The sequence below is a fragment of the Kribbella sp. DT2 genome, from assembly GCF_049844575.1.
In the GTDB taxonomy this organism is placed as follows: Bacteria; Actinomycetota; Actinomycetes; order Propionibacteriales; family Kribbellaceae; genus Kribbella.
Genome location: NZ_JBNCLH010000001.1, coordinates 1211575 through 1231108 on the forward strand (window position 1 = coordinate 1211575; position 19534 = coordinate 1231108).

Annotated in this window: 25 protein-coding genes; 13 read left to right on the plus strand and 12 right to left on the minus strand. The window is 69.6% G+C overall.

Translation table 11 applies throughout. From position 1 onward, the window contains the following. Window positions 1-15: 15 nt before the first annotated feature. Window positions 16-816, plus strand: coding sequence for an LLM class flavin-dependent oxidoreductase (locus ACLQ2O_RS05765; RefSeq protein ID WP_425827924.1), 801 nt, complete (start codon window positions 16-18; stop codon window positions 814-816). A 26-nt stretch (window positions 817-842) separates the two neighbouring features. Here ACLQ2O_RS05765 and ACLQ2O_RS05770 read toward each other — a convergent pair whose 3' ends face one another. Continuing rightward, the gene (locus ACLQ2O_RS05770; protein WP_425827926.1) at window positions 843-1673 is read right to left on the minus strand and encodes an alpha/beta fold hydrolase; all 831 of its coding nucleotides are present in this window, start codon (window positions 1671-1673) and stop codon (window positions 843-845) included. Window positions 1674-1717: 44 nt separating this feature from the next. Beyond that, a complete protein-coding gene (locus ACLQ2O_RS05775) occupies window positions 1718-2116 on the minus strand; it encodes a DUF4232 domain-containing protein (RefSeq protein ID WP_425827928.1) in 399 nt (132 codons plus the stop codon). A gap of 90 nt (window positions 2117-2206) precedes the next feature. Here ACLQ2O_RS05775 and ACLQ2O_RS05780 point away from each other — a divergent pair, with 90 nt between their 5' ends. Beyond that, the gene (locus tag ACLQ2O_RS05780) at window positions 2207-2887 is read left to right on the plus strand and encodes an HAD family hydrolase (RefSeq protein WP_425827930.1); all 681 of its coding nucleotides are present in this window, start codon (window positions 2207-2209) and stop codon (window positions 2885-2887) included. 73 nt (window positions 2888-2960) lie between these two features. Here ACLQ2O_RS05780 and ACLQ2O_RS05785 read toward each other — a convergent pair whose 3' ends face one another. Next, window positions 2961-3335, minus strand: a complete 375-nt coding sequence (locus tag ACLQ2O_RS05785) for a VOC family protein (RefSeq protein WP_425827932.1) — start codon at window positions 3333-3335, stop codon at window positions 2961-2963. Window positions 3336-3339: 4 nt separating this feature from the next. Continuing rightward, the gene (locus ACLQ2O_RS05790) at window positions 3340-3864 is read right to left on the minus strand and encodes an AAA family ATPase (RefSeq protein WP_425827934.1); all 525 of its coding nucleotides are present in this window, start codon (window positions 3862-3864) and stop codon (window positions 3340-3342) included. Between the two features lie 146 nt (window positions 3865-4010). Here ACLQ2O_RS05790 and ACLQ2O_RS05795 point away from each other — a divergent pair, with 146 nt between their 5' ends. The 3 genes from ACLQ2O_RS05795 (at window position 4011) to ACLQ2O_RS05805 (ending at window position 5863) form a co-directional block, all read left to right on the plus strand. Then, entirely contained in the window at window positions 4011-4424 is a 414-nt protein-coding gene (locus ACLQ2O_RS05795) for a VOC family protein (protein WP_425827936.1), read from the plus strand. After that, window positions 4425-5297, plus strand: coding sequence for an alpha/beta fold hydrolase (locus ACLQ2O_RS05800; RefSeq protein WP_425827938.1), 873 nt, complete (start codon window positions 4425-4427; stop codon window positions 5295-5297). It abuts the gene before it with no gap. A gap of 68 nt (window positions 5298-5365) precedes the next feature. After that, the gene (locus tag ACLQ2O_RS05805; RefSeq protein WP_425827940.1) at window positions 5366-5863 is read left to right on the plus strand and encodes a DinB family protein; all 498 of its coding nucleotides are present in this window, start codon (window positions 5366-5368) and stop codon (window positions 5861-5863) included. Window positions 5864-5900: 37 nt separating this feature from the next. On the opposite strand, the gene ACLQ2O_RS05810 is transcribed toward ACLQ2O_RS05805, so the two are convergent. The 3 genes from ACLQ2O_RS05810 to ACLQ2O_RS05820 are packed head-to-tail and all read right to left on the minus strand — an operon-like array spanning window position 5901 to window position 7428. After that, window positions 5901-6107 carry a hypothetical protein gene (locus tag ACLQ2O_RS05810; protein WP_425827942.1) on the minus strand — a complete coding sequence of 69 codons (207 nt, stop codon included), beginning with the start codon at window positions 6105-6107 and terminating at the stop codon, window positions 5901-5903. An 18-nt stretch (window positions 6108-6125) separates the two neighbouring features. Further along, a complete protein-coding gene (locus tag ACLQ2O_RS05815) occupies window positions 6126-6464 on the minus strand; it encodes an MmcQ/YjbR family DNA-binding protein (protein ID WP_425827944.1) in 339 nt (112 codons plus the stop codon). Then, window positions 6457-7428, minus strand: coding sequence for a 2-hydroxyacid dehydrogenase (locus ACLQ2O_RS05820; protein ID WP_425827946.1), 972 nt, complete (start codon window positions 7426-7428; stop codon window positions 6457-6459). The genes ACLQ2O_RS05815 and ACLQ2O_RS05820 overlap by 8 nt, the downstream gene beginning before the upstream one ends. Before the next feature lie 315 nt (window positions 7429-7743). Between ACLQ2O_RS05820 and ACLQ2O_RS05825 the strand changes: the two genes are divergently transcribed. The 3 genes from ACLQ2O_RS05825 to ACLQ2O_RS05835 are packed head-to-tail and all read left to right on the plus strand — an operon-like array spanning window position 7744 to window position 9726. Then, window positions 7744-8688, plus strand: a complete 945-nt coding sequence (locus ACLQ2O_RS05825) for a hypothetical protein (RefSeq protein WP_425827948.1) — start codon at window positions 7744-7746, stop codon at window positions 8686-8688. 54 nt (window positions 8689-8742) lie between these two features. Continuing rightward, window positions 8743-9177 carry a VOC family protein gene (locus ACLQ2O_RS05830; protein ID WP_425827950.1) on the plus strand — a complete coding sequence of 145 codons (435 nt, stop codon included), beginning with the start codon at window positions 8743-8745 and terminating at the stop codon, window positions 9175-9177. 45 nt (window positions 9178-9222) lie between these two features. Beyond that, the gene (locus tag ACLQ2O_RS05835) at window positions 9223-9726 is read left to right on the plus strand and encodes an AAA family ATPase (protein ID WP_425827952.1); all 504 of its coding nucleotides are present in this window, start codon (window positions 9223-9225) and stop codon (window positions 9724-9726) included. A 406-nt stretch (window positions 9727-10132) separates the two neighbouring features. Here ACLQ2O_RS05835 and ACLQ2O_RS05840 read toward each other — a convergent pair whose 3' ends face one another. Both ACLQ2O_RS05840 and ACLQ2O_RS05845 read right to left on the minus strand, forming a co-directional pair. Beyond that, on the minus strand, window positions 10133-10468 hold the full coding sequence (locus ACLQ2O_RS05840) for a GNAT family N-acetyltransferase (RefSeq protein ID WP_425827954.1): 336 nt from the start codon (window positions 10466-10468) through the stop codon (window positions 10133-10135). Then, window positions 10465-11589, minus strand: a complete 1125-nt coding sequence (locus tag ACLQ2O_RS05845) for a glycosyltransferase (RefSeq protein ID WP_425827956.1) — start codon at window positions 11587-11589, stop codon at window positions 10465-10467. Before ACLQ2O_RS05845 ends, ACLQ2O_RS05840 begins: the two co-directional genes overlap by 4 nt. A gap of 49 nt (window positions 11590-11638) precedes the next feature. Here ACLQ2O_RS05845 and uppS point away from each other — a divergent pair, with 49 nt between their 5' ends. Continuing rightward, window positions 11639-12415: a polyprenyl diphosphate synthase gene (uppS, locus tag ACLQ2O_RS05850; RefSeq protein WP_425827958.1), complete on the plus strand. Its 777-nt coding sequence runs from the start codon at window positions 11639-11641 to the stop codon at window positions 12413-12415. Window positions 12416-12525: 110 nt separating this feature from the next. Here the strand turns inward: uppS and ACLQ2O_RS05855 are convergent, their stop codons facing one another. After that, the gene (locus ACLQ2O_RS05855; RefSeq protein ID WP_425827960.1) at window positions 12526-13014 is read right to left on the minus strand and encodes an Lrp/AsnC family transcriptional regulator; all 489 of its coding nucleotides are present in this window, start codon (window positions 13012-13014) and stop codon (window positions 12526-12528) included. Between the two features lie 119 nt (window positions 13015-13133). On the opposite strand from ACLQ2O_RS05855, the gene ACLQ2O_RS05860 reads away from it, so the two are divergent. From ACLQ2O_RS05860 to ACLQ2O_RS05870, 3 genes are read left to right on the plus strand one after another with little or no spacing between them, the layout of a single operon-like run. Next, complete coding sequence (locus tag ACLQ2O_RS05860) at window positions 13134-14222, plus strand: thiamine pyrophosphate-dependent enzyme (protein ID WP_425827962.1); 1089 nt, start codon at window positions 13134-13136, stop codon at window positions 14220-14222. 1 nt (window position 14223) lies between these two features. Next, entirely contained in the window at window positions 14224-15210 is a 987-nt protein-coding gene (locus ACLQ2O_RS05865) for an alpha-ketoacid dehydrogenase subunit beta (protein ID WP_425827964.1), read from the plus strand. Continuing rightward, window positions 15207-16571, plus strand: a complete 1365-nt coding sequence (locus tag ACLQ2O_RS05870; RefSeq protein WP_425827966.1) for a dihydrolipoamide acetyltransferase family protein — start codon at window positions 15207-15209, stop codon at window positions 16569-16571. The genes ACLQ2O_RS05865 and ACLQ2O_RS05870 overlap by 4 nt, the downstream gene beginning before the upstream one ends. Here ACLQ2O_RS05870 and ACLQ2O_RS05875 read toward each other — a convergent pair. Both ACLQ2O_RS05875 and ACLQ2O_RS05880 read right to left on the minus strand, forming a co-directional pair. Continuing rightward, on the minus strand, window positions 16568-17275 hold the full coding sequence (locus ACLQ2O_RS05875; protein WP_425827968.1) for a TetR/AcrR family transcriptional regulator: 708 nt from the start codon (window positions 17273-17275) through the stop codon (window positions 16568-16570). The genes ACLQ2O_RS05870 and ACLQ2O_RS05875 overlap by 4 nt on opposite strands. Window positions 17276-17332: 57 nt before the next feature. Beyond that, entirely contained in the window at window positions 17333-18127 is a 795-nt protein-coding gene (locus ACLQ2O_RS05880) for a S1 family peptidase (RefSeq protein ID WP_425827970.1), read from the minus strand. Between the two features lie 200 nt (window positions 18128-18327). Here ACLQ2O_RS05880 and ACLQ2O_RS05885 point away from each other — a divergent pair, with 200 nt between their 5' ends. Then, a complete protein-coding gene (locus ACLQ2O_RS05885) occupies window positions 18328-19464 on the plus strand; it encodes a hypothetical protein (RefSeq protein ID WP_425827972.1) in 1137 nt (378 codons plus the stop codon). Window positions 19465-19534: the final 70 nt, after the last annotated feature.

The following is a 19534-nucleotide window of genomic DNA, read 5'->3' on the forward strand; positions in this document are numbered from 1 at the left end:
GCTTAGCGTCGTGGCATGAAGCGTGCGCTGTGGTTTCCGTTGTTCGACGAGCTGGCTGATCCGGTGGTGGTCGCGAGGATCGCGGCCGAGGCCGAGGAGGCTGGGTGGGACGGGGTGTTCGTCTGGGATCACGTCCGCTGGCATGAACCGGTGCGCGCGGTCGCCGATCCGTGGATCACGATGGCGGCGATCGCCACCGCGACCGAGCGGCTGGAGTTCGGGCCGATGGTCAGCGCGATCACGCGGCGGCGGCCGGTCAAGCTGGCGCGGGAGACGGCGACGCTCGATCGGCTGAGCGGCGGCCGGTTGACGCTCGGTGTCGGGCTCGGCAGTGACCGGTTCGGGGGCGAGTTCTCGCGGACGGGTGAGGAGTGCGACGACCGGATCCGCGGCCGGATGCTCGACGAGTCGCTCGAGATCCTCGACGCCGCGTGGTCCGGCGAGGTCGTGAACCACCACGGCGAGCACTACACGGTGGACGGGATCCAGTTCCTGCCCACGCCCGTACGACGGATCCCGGTCTGGGCCGCGGGCTTCCCGGGCAACCGCCGGCCGTTGCAGCGGGCCGCGCGGCTGGACGGGTTCTTCCCGGTGAACCTGACCTCGGCGGACCAGTTCGCCGAGGCCGTCGCGCAGATCGATGCCCTGCGCAACAAATCGACGCCGTACGACTACGCGGCCGAGCTCGAACCAGGACAGGACGGTACGCCGTACGAGCGCGCCGGAGCGACCTGGCTGCTGAGCAACTTCGATCCCGCGACGGTCACCGTCGACCAGGTCCGTGGCGTGCTGCGCGACGGGCCGGCGTTTGCCTGAAGCAACGGTGCTGTTCGCCGAAGCGCTTACCGGTGAAGGAAGTCGCTGACGGTTGTGGCGAAGGCGGCCGGGTCGTCCTGCCAGGGAGAGTGGCCGGACGCCGGCTGGATGGTGAGGGTGGCGTTGGGGAAGAGTGCGGCGTACGCGGTGACGAAGGCGGGCGGGCAGCCGACGTCGGTCTGACCGGACAGGACGAGGACCGGGTTGCGGAACGTCGCGAGGGCGGGACGGGTCTCGTCGGGGGACAGGCCCGAGACGTAGAGCTCCGCTGCTTCCTCGTTCTGCTGGGCGGGGACGGCCGCGAGGGCCTGGGTGGCGGCGTCCCAGCGGCCGTGGGAGAAGGGTCGGATCGCCTGCCAGAGGTCGTCGGTGAAGGTGCCGGAGGTGATTTTCTCGAGGGTGGCGTACGCCTCGGGGAACCACGGCTCGTCGCGGCGCCGGCGGGCGGTTTCGAGGCGCATCTGCGCGGTGATGGGCAGTCCGACGCCGAACGCGCTCGGCGACGCCGCGACGTACCGGCGTACTCGGTCGGGGTGCTCGACGAGGTACAGAGCGGCGAGGTTGGTGCCGGCGGAGTGGGCCAGGAGGTCCAGCTGGGCCAGGCCGAGGTGGTTTCGCAGCGCCTCGAGGTCGGCGACCTGGCGGTTGCACTGGTACGACGTGGGATCGGTGGGGACCGCTGAGTCGCCGGTGCCGCGCAGGTCGAGCATGATCAACTGCCGCGGCAGACCACCGCCGAGGTCGCCCAGGTAGACGGAGGCCTGCATCGGGCCGCCGGGGATGCAGACGAGCGGGTCGCCTTCGCCGATCAGGTGGTAGGCGAGCTCGGTGCCGTCGTACGAGGTGAAGGTGGGCATGCGGCTGACCATGGCAGCGGAGCCCCGCAACGGCAACCGGGTATCTAGTCGAACCAGGTCGACGACAGGTTCGTGGCGCCGTCGCGGTTGGTGGGTTGGCTCGGGCCGGTGACGGGTGCTTCGGCCTCGCCGCCCGGCCAGGTGATGCGGGCGTGGTCGCCGGCGGGTGGGCCGTCCCAGGCGTACCAGGAGATGGTCGAGGTCGCGCGGGCGCCGGGAGGCAGTTCGACGTACCCGGGGAGGCGCATCTCGAGGCTGACGACGGTCTCGGCGCTGAGCGGTTCGCCGTCGAGGCCGATCGGGGTGACGCCTGGTTTGCTGGAGAGGCGGACGGGGTGGTCGGTGACGTTCACGGCCTCCAGTACGCCGTGCAGGGCGCCGTTGTCGGCCTCCCAGGCCAGCGTGAACGTGACCTCGCCGGGCTTTGCTTCGTCGGACGTCATGGTGCCCATCATGCCCGCGGCCCGGAAGCTGAATCGGCTCCAGGTGGTCCCAGCCGACGGCGGACGGTTGAGGTCTGTGAGACTTCGGCCGTGACGGTTGCGGAGATGCTGCGGGGGAGTCGGGTGGTGCTGCTCGACTTCGACGGGCCGGTGGCTGACCTGTTTCCGACGGGGAGTGGGAGCCGGATAGGGGATGCGGCGCGGGAGCCGTTGGTGCGGGCCGGGGTGGAACTGCCCGAGGCTGTACGGCGTACGGTCGAGCATCTGGTGGTGCTGAAGTTCGCCGAGGCGCACGCGCCGGGGATGGTCGACGAGGTCGAGCGGGCCTCGGTGGCGGGGGAGATCGAGGCGGCCGGTACGGCGCCGGTGACCGCGGGTGTGGTCGAGTTTCTTGCTGCCTGTGCTGAGACCGGGCGGCCGGTCGTTGTGGTGAGCAACAATTGTGAGCCGTCGATCGTGCAGTGGCTGGAGCGGGCAGGGCTGCAGGGGCAGGTCGCGGGCGTGGTGGGCCGGCCGTTCGGGCAGCCGGGGTTGATGAAGCCGAATCCTGCGTTGCTGGACGGGGTGCTGACGGAGCTGAACGTTCCGGCCGGGAACTGCCTGATGGTGGGGGACTCGGTCAGCGACATGGAGTTCGGGCGGCGGGTCGGGGCGCGGTCGGTCGGGTACGCGAAGTCGGCCCAGCGGGGTGCGCAGTTGGCCGAGGCCGGGGCCGACGCGATCACCGACGACATGGGTCGGCTCGCGGCGGCGCTCCGGTCGGTCGGCTAGCCGGCCAGTCCCCGCCGGGATCGAGCGCTCTCGGTACGACGTCCGGCTGTCGGCTCCGCGGGGTTGAAGGGCGCTACTCCGCGCGTTCGCCCGCGCTGCGCTCGATGCAGAACTCGTTGCCCTCGGGATCGTGCATCGTCACCCACCCCGGTCCCTCGGGTGTGCGGTGGTCCTCGTGGACGGTCGCGCCGAGCGTGAGCAGGCGGTCGACCTCCTCGTCCCGCGTGCGCTCCTCGGGGACCCAGTCGAGGTGCACCCGGTTCTTGACCGACTTGCCCTCCGGTACGGCGATGAACAGCATCCCGGGGATCGGCGCCGGCGCCTCGACCAGCACCTCCTCGTCGCCGGGCTTGTCGATGTCCGACACCGGCCAGCCGGTCGCCGTACTCCAGAAAACGGCCAGCTGGTAGGGATTCGCGGCATCGATCGTGAGGTGGCGAGGGATCATCGCCTCACCTTATTCCGCGCGTCCGCAGCCCGCTGAGAATTAGGTCGCCAACCTGCTCGACCGGCCCGGACGCGTCCACCAGCAGCGCGCCGTACCGGCTGTTGTCCTCGTCGATCGTGGCTGCCCAGGCGAGGATCCGCCGTACGTCGTCCGGCGTGGAGCCGAAGGAACCCGGCGCTCGCGTCGCCAGGCGCTCGCGCAGCGTGGCGTCGTCCAGGCTCAGGCTGACGACAGCGTCGAAGAGGTCCCAGATCTCGTCCTCGTTGCCGACGGTGCCGCAGACGAAGGTGAGCCCGGCGGCACCCGCGGCGATCCCGCGGACGGTCTCGGGTGGTAACCGAAGGCGATGCTCGGCGTACCAGCGGTCGTCGGTGGTCGGGCCGGGCGGGGCGACCTCGGCGTCGCCGCGGTACCAGCGGCTCAGGTTGTCGTGATCGGTGTCGTACGACGGGAAGCCGCGGCGGGTGAGCTCGGCGGCGACGGCGGACTTGCCGGCGCCGGACGGGCCGGTGACGTAGACGAGTGGCATTAGTTGTCCTGGGCAAGCACTACGGAGGGGGCTGGGACGGTTACGTGACGAGGTTGTCTCGGAACTGTGGGGCTGAGGCATCGCGGACCGGGCGGGGGCGGGTCTAGGGTGCGAGGCATCTGGAGGTCGATTCAGGGGAGTGTGTGATGGCGTCTCGGCTCAATCCTTACATCGCGTTCGACGGGCAGGCCCGGGAGGCGATGGAGTTCTACCAGCAGGTCTTCGGGGGTGACCTGGCGATCAACACGTTCGGGGAGTTCGGGGCGACCGACTCACCCGACGCCGACAAGATCATGCACAGCCAGCTGGAGACCCCGAGCGGGTACACGGTGATGGGCTCCGACGTCCCGCAGGGCATGGAGTACACGCGCGGCACCAACGTCTCGGTCAGCCTGAGCGGTGACAACAGCGACGAGCTGCACGGGTACTGGGACAAGCTCGCCGAGGGCGGCACGGTCTCGGTCCCGCTGGAGAAGCAGATGTGGGGCGACGAGTTCGGCATGTGCGTCGACCGGTTCGGCATCGCCTGGATGGTCAACATCGGCGTCCCGCAGGCCTGATTGACCACCCTGCGGCTGCCCGACGGGCGGCAGGCCCAGTACTGGGACACGGAGGTCGGGGAGACCGTCGTGTTCTTCTTCCACGGCTGCCCGGACACGCGCCACGCGGCGTTCCCGGGTGCGTCCGCGGCGCGCCAGTACGGCGTGCGGCTGGTCGCGGTCAACCGGCCGGGCTACGGCTCGTCGGACGTTGCCGCGTCGGATCACCTGTCGGTTGCGGACGACATCGCGGCCGTCGCCGATCGGCTGGGGATCGATCGGTACGCCGTACTGGGGATGTCGCTCGGTGGTCCGTACGCGCTGGCCTGTGCGGCTCGGCATCCCGAGCGCGTGACGCGTGCGGCGGTGGTCGCGAGTCCGGCGGTGGTGCCGGCGCTCGATCCGCCGTACCACCGGGACGATCTGGGGGCTGAGCAGCAGGAGTTCTTCGCTCGGCTGGTCTCGGAGCCTGTGGATGAGTCCGTCGAGCGGATCCGGCCGGACTTCACGGCGTACGTCGAGCAGCTCGATCCGGACGATCCTGATGACGAGTCGCTGGCCGCGCGATGGACCTCCGGGCATCCGCCGCTCGATGCTGCGTGGTTCGCCGAGCAGCCGGCAGCGGAGCTGGCGGCGGCCGCCCGGGAGGCTTTGGCGAACCGGGCCGGCTACCTGCGGGATGCCGCGATCTCCTTCAGGGAATGGGGTTTCCGGCCGGAGGACGTCACGTGCCCGACGACGGTGTGGCACGGGATGGCTGATCCGCAGGTCTCGATTCGCAACGCTCGTTGGCTTGCCGAGCATCTTCCTGACGCCCAGCTGGAGCTGCGGTCGACGGCGCATCTCAGCACGCTGCACAGTCACTGGCCGGAGTTGCTCACCGCGTTGCGTTAAACCAGTTCAGGTCCGACCGGCTTGCGTTTAGCGTTGAAGGTGACGATCGGAGACCGAGCATGCACGACGTGTTGACGGATACGGTGCGGCACAACAACTGGGCGACCCAGCAGCTGATCGCGTTCTGCCGGGCGCAGGGGTTCACGGCCGAGCAGTTGGAGGTGACCGGCGTCGGGACGTACGGCGGGATCCTGGCCACGCTCGACCACATCGTGCGGTGCGACGGGAGTTACGTACGCCGCCTCGCGGAGCAGGAGCTCGAGTTCGTCGACAGCGACGAACCGGCTGACCTCGACAACCTCGAGCGCTGGAACGAGCTGTGCCGGCTGATGTGGGAGGACGTACTGTCCCGCCCGATCGAGGTCGAGCGCGTCGTGATCATCGACGACCACACCCGCGGAACCCGGGCCGGCATCTTCATCGCCCAGGCGATCAACCACGCCAACCACCACCGCGAGCAGGTCAACGCGATCCTCACCGGCTTCGGCATCGAGCCCCCCGACACCCAGGCCTGGGAGTACGCCTGGCACACCGGGCGCATCTGGGACCTGGACAAGACGAGCTGACCTCCGTGCGCCGGAACCATGCGCAGGCCTCGGACAGTCAGCTCCAGACGATGGTGAAGTCTGGGTCGTGGTCGCCGTCGAGCGAGACTTCGTTGGAGAAGGTGATGGCGACGATGTCTTCGAGTGCGATCGGCTCGCGGGACAGCTGGTTGCCGACGTGGTGGAAGAGGGCGGCGAGGGACTTGTCCTCGGCGTCGGCCGGGAGGCTGATGCTGTAGTGCCTGGCGGGGTAACCATCGGTCATGAGGTGAGCATCGCAGGGTCAGAGATCCGGGTGCTGCTTGACCAGGGATTTCGGGGCTTGGATGCGCCAGGCGTCGATCAGTAGTTCGCGGAGTTCTGCTTCGTCGACAGCGTTGAGGTGGACGAGGATCGCGGGGTAGCCGTTGTAGTGCGGGATCGGTGAAGAACTTGCCGGACTCACCGGCCACGCGGACGCGAGTACGGCGGGGTTGGGGACGCGCGGCGCTTTCGGCGCCGAGCGTTCCAACCAGACCCAGGCGATCGCCTTCTTGCCGATGGAGAAGGCGAAGCGGTCGTCGTTCTCGGTGACCTCGGGCAGTTCCAGCGCGAGGCATCGTACGGCGTCCTGGTCAGCCACTGGTCTTTCGTACCAGGTCCTCGGACTCCCGCACAGGGGTGACCGGTACGCCGTGGTTGAACCAGCTGACGAGGTTTTTCACGACCAGGCCGCCCATCGCGTCGCGGGTGGGGACGGTGCCGGAGCCGACGTGGGGGAGCAGGACGGCGTTGTCGACCTCGAGCAGGCCGGGGTGGATCTCGGGTTCGTGCTCGAAGACGTCCAGGCCGGCGCTCAGGATCGTGCGGGACTTCAGCGCGTCGACCAGCGCGGCCTCGTCGACGACGGTGCCGCGGGCGACGTTGATCAGGATGCCGTCGGAGCCGAGCGCGGCCAGGACCTCGGCGTTCACCAGGTGCTCGGTCTCGGCGCCGCCGGGGATGACGATCATCAGGATGTCGCTCGCCGCGGCCAGCTCGACCAGCGTCGGGTAGTAGTCGTAGGCAACGTCCTTGCGGTGACGGTTGTGGTAGGCAACGGAGATCCCGAACGCCGCCGCCCGGTGCGCGATCGCCTCGCCGATCCGGCCGAGGCCGAGGATGCCCATCTTGCGGCCGCTCAATGTTGCCGGGGCCAACGGGTACGGCCGCTCGGTCCAGCGGCCGTCGCGCAGGTACCGCTCGGCTGACGACAGCTCGCGGGCCGTCATCAGCAGCAGGCCCATCGCGGTGTCGGCGACCTCGGCGTCCAGTACGCCGGGCGTGTTCGTGACCACAACCCCGCGCTCGGCCGCGGCGCCGGCGTCGATCTTGTCGTAGCCGACGCCGAAGCTCGCCACGATCTGCAGGTTCGGGAGCCGGTCCAGGAACTCCCCGTCGATCGTCGTACCGCCGTTGGCGACGGCCACGACGTCCTTGCCCCGCTCCTCGAGCACGGCGGCCGGGTCCTCGGCCTCCCACAGCCGGATCACCTCGAAGTCGTCGGCCAGACCGTCCGGCACCGAGCGGTTCATCGGACCGGGCATCAACACGAGCGGGCGGGCCATCGGATCTCCCTGAAGTTCACTGCGACTTTGTCAGGGCAAGCCTATTCCGCGCGGCTCGGCGGGGTGAGGATCGGTCCGAGGACTGGCGCGTGAGGCCGGCGGGGGCGGCGCGTTCTTCGGGCTCGGGATCGGCCCGATCTGGTACGCCGCCTGCCGGATCGGCGGGCCGGCGCCGTCGTGCGTCGCGCTGCTAGCTGGTGCGAGCGACGTCGGTGGCCATCTGCCTGACGCGACGGGTTCACGCGGGGGTCGGCGGGTGTTCCGGCGTACGGCGGAGGCTGCCGGAGGCGTTTCCGTTCCCCTCCGGAGGTCCTGATGAAGAAGCTTCTCGTCCTGGCGGTCGTGGCTGCCGCGGCCGTCCCTTCCCTGGCGGCCGCGGCGCCGGCGGCCGTCGTACCGGCTGCTGGTGTGTCGGCAGTTGCCGCTGCCGCTGAGCCGCCGTCGTTCGTGGCGACGCCGGTGAAGTCGTACCCGGCCTTCGACGCGAACCAGGCGGTCGCGGTCGACGCGAGGTACTTCTACGCGGTGAACAACCGGACCATCACCAAGCACGACCGGCGCACCGGCGAGCCGCTGCTGCAGTTCGCCGGGGACACCGACGGGCCGTTCGAGCACCTGGACAGCGGGGCTGTGGTCGGGAGCAAGCTGTACGCCGTGCACTCGAACTACCCCGAGTACCCGATGGCGTCGTCGATCGAGGTGTTCGACACCCGCACGATGCGGCACGTCGGCACGCACAGCTTCGGTATCGAGCGTGGATCGCTGACCTGGCTGGACCGGCACGACGGTGCGTGGTGGGCCGGGTTCGCGAACTACGACAACCCGCGCGAGGACGGCTCCGGCGAGCTGTACGGCGAGACGTACAACACCCAGGTGGTGAAGCTCAACGACAACTTCGAGGTGGTCGCCGGGTGGACGATTCCGAAGGCGATCCTCGACAAGTTCAAGCCGATGAGCAACTCGGGTGGGTCGTGGGGGCCGGACGGGCGGCTCTGGCTGACCGGGCACGACCTCGGTGAGGCGTACGTGATGAAGCTGCCCGAGGCGGGGGCGGAGCTGCGGTGGGTCGCGACCGTCGACCTGCCGGACGTGCAGGGCCAGGGCATCGCGTGGGACCGGTCGACGGCGAAGAACCCGACGTTCTGGGCGATCAGCCGCTCGGCCCAGCAGGTCCGCAGCTTCACGATGCCGGTGAAGTCGATCGTCGACCCGGTCGCGAAGGGGTGGCAGGTGAACGGCCCGGGGTCTTTCCGGCGCTGAAATTTCTTGGGTAGCGGTCAGTCACTGGCCGCTACCTCCGGCAGGGTGGGGTGCATGACCGAGAACAGCAGTACCCCAATGGCCACTCTGCACGTCGTGCTGTCCTACCGGGATGCGCCCGGCGCGCTGCGCTGGCTGGAGAAGGCGTTCGGGTTCGAGACGACGCTGGAGGCACCCGACGACAAGGGCGGGTTGATGCACGCCGAGGTCCGGTACGGGACCGGTGTCGCCTTCACGCTCTTCACCGACGAGGCCGGGTACGACCGGCCCACGCGGAAGGGTGAGACGGCTGGGTCCGGCATGTACATCTCGGTGGGGTCCGAGGAGACCGTCGACGCGTTGTACGCGTCGGCGACGACAGCGGGTGCCGAGTCGATCTGGGCGCCGGAAGCCACCGAGTGGGGCAACTACCGGTTCCGGGTCGTGGACCCGGAGGGCTACGAGTGGACCTTCGGCACGCACGTCCCGGGTCAACCGCAGTCCTGGTGAGGCCGTCCGGGCCCGCCCACAACCGGGCCCGGTTAGCCTGCCTGGGTGACTGGTCAGTTGATCGTGCTGCGCGGGAACTCGGGGTCGGGGAAGAGCTCGATCGCAGTGGAGTTGCGGCGGGTGCTCGGGGGACAGGTGGTGTGGATCGAGCAGGACTACCTGCGGCGGATCGTCTTCCAGGAGTCCGAGGAGCCCGAGCCGGTCAACGCGCGGGCGATCGAGCAGTTGGCGACGCTCGCGCTCGCGCACGGGCGGAATGCGATCGTCGAGGGAATCATGCCGGTCGTCCGGTACGGCGAGATGCTGCGGCGACTGGCCGCGGCGCATCCCGGGCGCGTGCATTGCTACTACCTCGACATCCCTTTCGAGGAGACCGCTCGCCGTCACTCGACCCGGGACAAGTCCGCGGCGTTCACTGCGGAGGCGATGCGCGACTGGTACCGCGAACGGGATCTGTTGCCGGCGCCGCGGGAGACGATCGTCGTCCAGACGAGCACGCTTGACGAGACCGTCGCGCGGATCCTCGCCGACCTCAGCCGAGTCGCCTGACGAACCGCCGGCAGACGTGCACCCGCTGGAACTGGGCGCGCAGGGTGTCCTCGTGCTCGATCCAGGCGTGGAAGAAGCCGCGCTGAGGCATCAGCTCTGGGTGGGCGGGGAGCCCGCCGGCGGGCTCCGGCGACAGGTCTGCGGGTCGAGCGCTGGGTGACAAGGACTCGGCAGCGGAGCCCGCGTCGGGTCGCAGCGTCGAGGACTCGGCAGGTGAGCCGGTGCCGGGTGATGGGGGCGACGAGGCTGTGAAGGCGGGGTCAGTATCGGGTGGCAAGGCTGTAAGGGTGGAGCCGGTCGCGGGTGTCGATTGCGGCGAGGTCGCGTAGGCGGCGGCCGCTTCTTGCGGGGTTGAGGCGTAGATGTGCAGGTAGCGCATGGTTTCGGTGAAGCCTTGCTCGGCGTATCAGGTGAGCGTGCCTTCGTCGTCGCGGGTCCAGGCGTCGACGTAGAGGGCGCCCCGGTCTGCTAGCCGGGTGCAGGCCTCGTGGAGGAGAGCGCGGGCGATGCCGCGGCGGCGGTGGTCCGGGTGGACGACGATGGTCTCGATGGTTGCCTCGGGCCCGTTGAGACTGGCGTCGAGCAGGCCGACGATCTGCCCGTCGGAGGCTGCGACCAGTTCGAGGTCGGGTGGGGGTTTGCGGGTCGCGACGTCGTCGAAGTACGCGGTGTCGAGGAAGCCGAGGACTCGGCAGCGGAGCCAGCTTTGTTCGTCGGTTGGTTGGTAGTTCCGGATCGTCACCGGAGGGCTTCGAGCAGCGGGACTGTGTGGGAGACGTGGGGGAGGGCGTTCAGCTCTGCCTGGAGTTGCTGGGCGGCTTGGGAGTAGTTGCTGTTGGCAAGGATTGCGGTGGCGGTGCGGGTGATCTGGTCAGGGGTGAGGGTGACCGGGTCGAGGGCCTCGCCCAGGCCGAGGGTGAGGATGCGGTCGGCGTTGTGGGGCTGGTCGGCGCCGAGGGGGAGGACGAGGGACGGGAGTCCGTGGGCGAGGGCGCCGAGGATGCTGCCGGAGCCGCCGTGGGAGATGACGAGGGTGCAGGTCGGGAGCAGCTCGTCCTGCGGGATGAAGCGTTCGATGCGGATGTGGTCCGGTTGGGGGCCCAGGGCGGCGGGGTCGTTGCGGTCGCCGACGGTGACGACGACGTTGGCGTCGACTGCCTGGAGGCCGGTGAGGACTCGGCCGAAGAGGTCGTCGGTGTCGGGCTGGAACAGGGTGCCGAGGGTGAAGTAGATGGTGGGGGTCTTCGGCTGGGTGTGCGGTACGACGTCGGTGGTGCGGTAGGAGAAGGCATTGGGAGCGAGGGGGAACGACGGGTGGCGGAAGCTCGGGGGGAAGGGCGACAGGATTAGACCGCGGTCGAGGAAGGTGAGGTCGGGGTCTGGTGGGAGGTTGTGCTCGGCCCGGACCTCGCCGAGGGGGCCTGCGAGCAGGCCCTTGCGGAGCAGGGCTCCTGAGGCGAGCACCAGGATCGTCGTACAGGGGATGCCGAGTTTCTCCGCGGCGACGGCGGTACCGAAGTCGGCTTCGTCCCGGACGATGACGTCGGGTTTCCAGGAGCCCGCGATCTCCAGCAGGGCGGCCGCGTGGCGGCGGGCGCCGGGGCCGCCGAAGGCTGCGGCGAAGTGTTGTTCCTGGGCTGCGGGATCGGCCGGCTCCAGTGGTTCGGGGACCGGCGGTGGGGCGTCGGCGGGGCGGGGGCCGCTGGTCGCGAAGGTGCGGAAGCCGGCGGCCTCGACGGTCGGCGTCACCTTGCCCGATCCGGCGAGCCGAACCTCGTGCCCGGCCGCCTCGACCGCCCGGGCGACGGGAACGAGCGGCCGGAAGTGCCCACTGCCACCGATGAACGTGAACAGGATCCGCATCCGACGCACAATACCGGCGTACGGGCTGGTGAGCGGATAGGTTTTGCGGATGGCGATCACTGACCTGGTGTACGGCGCGTACAAGTGGCGGCTTCGGCGGGAGCTGGTCGGGAAGGCTCGGCCTCAGCACGTCGGGCTGGTGATGGACGGGAATCGCCGCTGGGCGCGGGGGCAGGGGCATGCGAATCCGAGCGTCGGGCATCGGTACGGCGCGATGCATGTCGAGAACGCCCTCGGCTGGTGCGAGACCGCGGGGGTCAAGCACGTCACCGTCTTCGTCTGCTCGACCGAGAACCTGGTCAAGCGGGGCAGTGAGGAGGTGGCCTACCTGATGAAGATGATCGAGGAGGTCGTCACCACCCGCCTGCTGCAGCCGGGTGGCCGCTGGCAGGTGCACGTCGCGGGGCTGATCGACCTGCTGCCCGACACGACCGCCCGCGCGCTCAAGCAGGCCGTCGAGGCGACCAAGGACATCAGCACCGGCAACCACGTCACGCTCGCCATCGGGTACGGCGGCCGCCAGGAGCTCGTCGAGGCGGTTCGGTCGCTGCTCGAGTCCGAGGCGCGTGCCGGCAACGACCTCGACTCGCTCGCCGACACGCTCGAGGCCGACGACATCACCAAGCACCTCTACACCGCCGGGCAGCCCGACCCGGACCTGATCATCCGCACCAGCGGCGAGCAGCGGATGTCGAACTTCCTGCTCTGGCAGTCGGCGTACTCCGAGCTCTACTTCTGCGACCCGTACTGGCCGGCCTTCCGCGAGATCGACTTCCTCCGCGCGCTGCGCTCGTACGCCGCCCGCCAGCGCCGCCGCGGGGCGTAGCCGGAGATCGGGACCGAGCGACAGGAGGTGTCCGGCTCCCGCGGGTGGACGCGGCTGGTCGCACGCCTGGGATCAGTCGAGACCTCCTGTCGTTCGGTACCGGCCAGAGGTCAGAGCGTCCCGAGGTCCTCGAAGATCAGCGCCGTACGCGTCCCCAGGACCTCGGGGATCGCCTGCAGCTTCTCCAGCACCACCCGCCGCAGGCCCTCGTTGTCGGCCGCCCGGACCAGCAGGATCGCGTCGAAGTCGCCGCCGACCAGCGCCATGTGCTTGATCTCGGGGATGGTCTGCAGCTGCTCGCGCAGGGCGCGCCAGGAGCTCTGGCGGAGACTGAGGGTGACGTACGCCGACGTCGCCAGCCCCAGCTTCAACGGGTCGACGGTCGTGGTGAACCCGGTGATCACGCCCGTCGCGGTGAGCCGCTCGACGCGGGCGTAGGCGTTCGCGCGGGAGATGTGCACCTGGTCGGCCAGCGCTCGCATCGAGAGGCGGCCGTCCTGGGTCAGGGCCTCGACGATCTGCCGGTCGAGCTCGTCCAGCGCGGGGGCGACGACCATCTGTCCAGGGCGCCCGGCACCCACTGCGACTTCCTCGGACATTCTGCTCCTCCACACGCCTGGCCAGTAGACCGATCGTCTCGCAATTCTGCAGCCTCTGGCAGCGAATGGCCAGAAGTACGACGATGAGGCATCAGTCCGTCTCCCTGCAGGAGGGCCTCATGACCACTGTTGAGGAGCGTCTGCTCCCCTCCGCCGAGCCCGTCCGGCTGATCGACGAGCACGGCGCCGCGCACCCGCACGCGTCGTACCAGCTGCCCTCCGCGGAGACGCTGACCGACGGTTACGCACAGTTGGTCAAGGGCCGCCGGCTCAACGACCAGGCCAGCGCGCTGGTCCGTCAGGGCCGCCTCGCGGTCTACCCGTCGTCGCACGGCCAGGAGGCCTGCCAGGTCGCGGCCACGATGGTGCTCGGGGACCAGGACTGGCTCTTCCCGACGTACCGCGACACGGTCTCGATCGTGAGCCGCGGCGTCGACCCGATCGAGACGCTGACCCTGCTGCGCGGCGACTGGCACTCCGGGTACGACCCGCACGAGCGCAACGTCGCGCCGCAGTCCACGCCGCTGGCGACCCAGCTCCTGCACGCGGTCGGCGTCGCGCACGCCGCGCGGCTCAAGGGCGAGGACACCGTCGTGATGGCGCTCGTCGGCGACGGCGGGACCAGCGAGGGCGACTTCCACGAGGCGCTCAACTTCGCCGCGGTCTGGCAGGCGCCGGTGGTCTTCTTCATCCAGAACAACGAGTACGCGATCTCGGTCCCGCTCGCCAAGCAGAGCGCCGCGCCTTCCCTTGCGCACAAGGGCATCGGGTACGGCGTACCGAGTGAACGGGCCGACGGCAACGACTTGGCGGGGCTGCTCGCCGTGCTGGGGACCGCTGTCGCGCGGGCACGAGCCGGTGAAGGCCCGCAGCTCGTGGAGGCGCACACGTACCGCGTCCAGGCGCACACCAACGCCGACGACGCGTCGCGCTACCGCGACGACGCGGAGGTGACGCCGTGGCTGGAGCGGGATCCGATCAAGCGGCTGGACGCTTACCTGAGTGGCGCCGGTCTGCTCGATGACGACCGTCGCGCGGCTGTCGCTGCGGCCGCTGACCGGGTCGCGGAGTACACGCGGGTCGGGTTGATGGAGGACGTGCATCCGGATCCGGCCGAGCTGTTCCAGCACCTGTACGCCGTACAGACGCCGCAGCTGCGGGAGCAGGCCGCGTTCCTGGCCGATGAACTGGCTCGTGAGGAGGCCTGAGATGACGCACGTGAAGCTCTCCATGGCGCAGGCCCTGAACCAGGCGCTGCGCGACGCGATGCGGGCCGACGACACCGTGCTGATGTTCGGCGAGGACGTCGGTGCGCTCGGCGGTGTGTTCCGGGTGACCGACGGGCTGACCGCCGAGTTCGGCGAAGGGCGTTGCTTCGACACCCCGCTGGCCGAGTCGGGCATCGTCGGCACCGCGATCGGGATGGCGATGAACGGGATGCGGCCGGTCGTCGAGATGCAGTTCGACGCGTTCGGCTACCCGGCGTTCGAGCAGGTCGTCAGCCACGTCGCGAAGATGCGGAACCGGACCCGCGGCAAGATTTCGCTGCCGATGGTGATCCGGATGCCGTACGCCGGCGGGATCGGCGGCGTCGAGCACCACTGCGACTCCTCCGAGGCGTACTACGCGCACACTCCAGGGCTGACCGTCGTGGCGCCTTCCACGGTGGCCGACGCCTACTGGCTGATGCGGCGGGCGATCGAGTTCCCGGATCCGGTGGTGTTCCTGGAGCCGAAGAAGCTGTACTGGGCCAAGGAGGAGATCGACCTCGGGGTCGCCGAGCCGGGGATCGGGCAGGCCGTCGTACGGCGGGAAGGCTCGGACGCGACGCTGATCGCCTACGGGCCGACCGTACCGGTCGCGCTGGAGGCCGCTGAGGCCGCTGCTGCCGAGGGGCGGTCGCTGGGGGTTGTGGATCTTCGGTCGATCGTGCCGTTCGACGACGAGACGGTCTGTGCTGCTGTGCGTTCGACCGGGCGGGCCGTGGTGGTTGCCGAGGCCTCCGGGTTCGCCTCGGTGTCGTCGGAGATCGTTGCCCGGGTCACCGAACGGTGCTTCCACTCGCTGGCGGCGCCGATCCGGCGGGTGACCGGGTTCGACATCCCGTTCCCGCCTCCGCACCTGGAGCGGCACCAGCTGCCGTCGGTGGACCGGATCCTCGACGCCGTCGACGACCTGCAGTGGGAGGACGCGTGAACACGTTCCTGCTGCCGGACCTCGGCGAAGGGCTGACCGAGGCGGAGATCGTGCGCTGGATGGTTGCCGTCGGCGACGTGGTCGCGGTCGACGCGCCGCTCGTGGAGGTGGAGACGGCGAAGTCGCTGGTCGAGGTGCCGTCGCCGTACGCCGGTGTGGTGACCGAGCTGCATGGTGCTGAGGGCACGACTGTTGATGTCGGGAAGCCGCTGATCACGATCGGGTCGGCGGCCGGTGAGGCGTACCGCGAGGAGGAGAAGGCCGGCTCGGGGAATGTGCTGATCGGCTACGGGACTCCGGAGAGCGTGGGGTCAGGTCGGCGGCGCAAGCCGCGGACCAACGGGCATGCCGTAGCTTCGCCGGTCAACGCGCCGGTCAACGCGCCGGTCAACGCGCCTGTCGCGCTCGCCGAGCGCCCTGCGGTTGTCGCGCGCGCGGTGCCGTTGGTGATCTCGCCGCTGGTCCGTCGGATCGCCAAGGACGCGGGGCTTGACCTTCAGACGCTGAAGGGCTCGGGCACAGGTGGTCTGATCGTGCGCCGCGACGTGGAGGCCGCGATCGCCGCCCGCTCGACTGCCTCCGGCGGGCACTCTGCCGGTGCAGCGGCCTCAGTCACAGGCGACGTGCCCGCCGGCCTGTCGGCCTCCTCAGTCACTGACTCGCGTACGGGGCTGCCCGAGCTTCGGCGTACGACGATGAACGGGTTCCGGAAGACTGTGGCGGCGACTTTGAGTCGGAGTCGCTCCGAGATCCCCGAGGCGACGACCTGGGTGGACGTCGACGCGACCCCGCTGGTCGAGCTGCGTGCCTCGTTGCGCACGGCAACCGATCCCGGCCCGGGCCTGCTCGCGCTGATGGGCCGCTTCGCCGTCGCCGGGCTGCGCAAGCACCCCGAGCTGAACGGCTTCGTCGACGGCGACGACGTCGTCCAGTACGACGGAGTCAACCTCGGCCTCGCCGCTCAGACCGATCGCGGCCTGGTCGTTCCCGCTGTTCCCAACGCCCACACGCTGACGACGCGAGAGCTCGACGGAGAGATCCGCCGCCTCACCACGGCCGCCCGTGACGGCAAGCTCACCTCGCACGAGCTCTCGTCCGGGAGCTTCACGCTCAACAACTACGGCAGCTTCGGCGTCGACGGCAGCGCGGCGATCATCAACCACCCCCAGGTCGCGATCCTCGGCGTCGGCCGCATCATCGACCGCCCGTGGGTGGTCGACGGCGAGCTGGCGATCCGCAAGCTCACCCAGCTCTCGCTGGTCTTCGACCACCGGGTCTGCGACGGCGGGACAGCAGCAGCCTTCCTCCGCTTCGTAGCAGACGCTTTCGAGAACCCCACCTCAGCTTTCGCGGACCTCTAGGAGAGCCTACGGGGGCGGAGGCCTACCAGGATGACTCTCAGGCCTGTGGTGAAGCGGGCTGTGGGTCCTGCGGGGTTGTCCGGGGTCAGGTAGGCGGTCAGTGCGTCGGGTTCGATGCCCAGGTGCTGGCCGGCTGCGTTGGCCCACGTCGGGTCGGGGAGGCCGCTGCGGTGGATGGTGGAGTGCCAGGCGGCGTCGGTGACGGCGGCGCCGATGACGTAGTGGAAGACGGCTGAGACCGCGGCGTCCAGGTGGACGCCCTTGAAGCCGGCGGTGCCGAGGATCTCGACCATACGGGCGGTGTAGGCCTGGTAGTTGGGGCCCAGGCCCGCGTGGGACGCCAGGAGCTGCGTGGCCCAGGGGTGCCTGTCGAAGACCTCGTACGCCGCCAGGCCGAGCACCGCGAGCTGGTCTCGCCAGTCGCCGTCGTCGGTAGGGACCAGTGCCTCGGCGAGGACCTCGTCGACGGCCAGTTCGAGCAGGTCGTTCTTGGTGGCCACCCGCCAGTAGAGGGCGGACGTGGCGGCGGTGCCGAGTTCGACGGCGACGCGGCGCATCGAGAGGCCGTCCAGGCCCTCCTTGTCGAGGATGCCGATCGCTGCGTCGACGATGTCCTCGCGGCTCAGCGGTGCTCGGGTCGACGACGGTTCGGCGCGCAGCCAGACCGAGCCCAGGACCGTCTTCTCATCAGCTTCGCGTGCCACCGACGACACACTAATACGCCGTACCAGGTTCTGGTACGGCGTATCAGTAGCGTGTCGCTAGTTGTTGATCTGCGTCGTCAGCGCCGAGGCGTACGTCGCGACCTCGGCGTAGACGCCCGGGTTGCCGGCGTCCGCGCATCCGATGCCCCACGACACGACCCCGAAGAGCCGGCCGTTCAGCACCAGCGGGCCACCGGAGTCGCCCTGGCAGGAGTCCTTGCCACCGGCCTTGTAGCCGGCGCAGATCTCGCCGTTGGCCACGTAGCCCTCACCGGCGTACACCTGGCCGCAGTACGAGTCACCGAGCACCGGCACGGTCACCTTCTGGAAGGTGTCCGCCGGACCGGTCCCCTCGGTGTCGCCCCAGCCGTAGACGACCGACTGGGCACCGACGGCATCGGCCGAGCGGCTGGTCTCCAGCGGCAGCGTGGCGACACCGGTGAACGGCGTGGTCAGCGTGAGCACGGCGACGTCGTGGCCGGCCACCCGCCCGTACTGCGGGTCTTTCCAGATCTTGGAGATCTTCGAGGTCTTGCCGGCCGTGGTGCTGAGCCGGTCACGGCCCTGGATCGCGGTGTAGGTGCTGACCGGCTGGGTGACGCAGTGCGCGGCGGTGACGATCTTGTTCGCCTTCACCAGGGTGGCGCCGCAGTACTGGCCGCTCGGGACGGGGGACCGGCTGTTGTTCAGCGCGATCGCCCAGGGAGCCTGTGCGGTGCTGGTCGTCGTACCGCCGACGATGTTGGTTCCCGGGGTCACGCGGGCCTCGGCGGCGCTGACCGCACCGGCCGACGCGACGGCGACCATCACAGCGACCATGGCCGCACGGGTGAACTTGAGCTTTCCTGACATGCTCACACTCCAGGTGTCATCGGCCGCTGTGGGCGGTTGCGGCCTCTGACTGAGAAGAGTCGTCCCGGCACGGTGCGTGAAGCAAGCGATTGCCCCGGCACATCAGTGCTGTGTCAGTCCTGGGCCGCGAAACTTAAGTTCTGCAAGGGAAAACCTCTGCCTGACGATCGATCGTGGCCGGCGATGGAGAGTTGTCCGGCATGAGCCAACCGATCAGCAGGTCCCGATTTCTGCAGGGAGCGGCCGCCCTCGGCGTGGTGGCCGCCAGCGCCGGAACCGTCGCCGCGGCCCCGGCAGCAGCAGCCCGTACGCCGTACAAGCGACGCCTCGACCTCCGTGGCGTCGCCTACGACACCGGCACCGGATTCGTCGGCGACGAGAGCCGCGTCCTTTGGCGCCCCGACCTCGTCCGCGGTGAGCTGAGCGCGATCCGCCACCGCCTGCACGCGAACTGGGTCAGCATCTACGGAACCCAGCCGAAACGCCTGCGCGACACCGCGACCGAGGCGCTCCGGCAGGGGCTGCGGGTGTCGATCCAGCCGCGGTTCTTCGACGAGCCGCAGGAGGACTCGCTGCGCAAGCTCGGCGACGTCGCCCGGGACGCCGAACGGCTGCGGCGCCGGTACGGGCCGGAGGTGATCCTGGTGATCGGCTGCGAGTTCATGCTGTTCACGCCGGGGATCGTGCCGGGCGCGGACTTCTTCGAGCGGGTCGAGCACCTGACCACCGGCACCCCGGACATGCCGGCCATCGTCCGGCGCTTCCGGGCCTACACCGCGAAGATGGTGAAGGTTGCCCGCAGCAACTTCCACGGGCGGATCACGTACGGCGCGGCGTCGGACCTGGAGCCGGTCGACTGGGCGCTGTTCGACATCGTCGGGCTGGACTACTACTCCTACCACGCCGATCCGGCGGAGCACACGGCCGAGCTGGCGCCGTTCCGCAAGTGGGGCAAGCCGATCCTGATCCTGGAGTTCGGCTGCTGCACGTTCACGGGCGCGGCCAAGGTGGGGCCGATGGGGTGGAACATCGTGGACTACACGGTCGATCCGCCGGCGATCAAGGACGGGTACGTGCGCAACGAGCAGGAGCAGGCGACGCACCTGGCGAACATGCTGGGCGTGTTCGCGGCCGAAGGTCTGCTCGGGGCCTCGCCGTACACGTTCGTCTCACCGGACGTGCCGCACCGGGCCGACGACCCCAAGCACGACGACGACATCGCGGGCTACGGGCTGGTCAAGGTGATCCGCGAGGACACCTGGGACCCGGCCTCGCCGTACCGGTGGGAGCCGAAGAAGTCGTTCCACGCGGTACGCGAGATCTACCGGCGAGGCTGAGCTCGGGCGGCATGGCTTTTCTGCTCCTGGTGGGTAGTCTGGTGGTTAATACCCGCGTCCGCGATAGTTG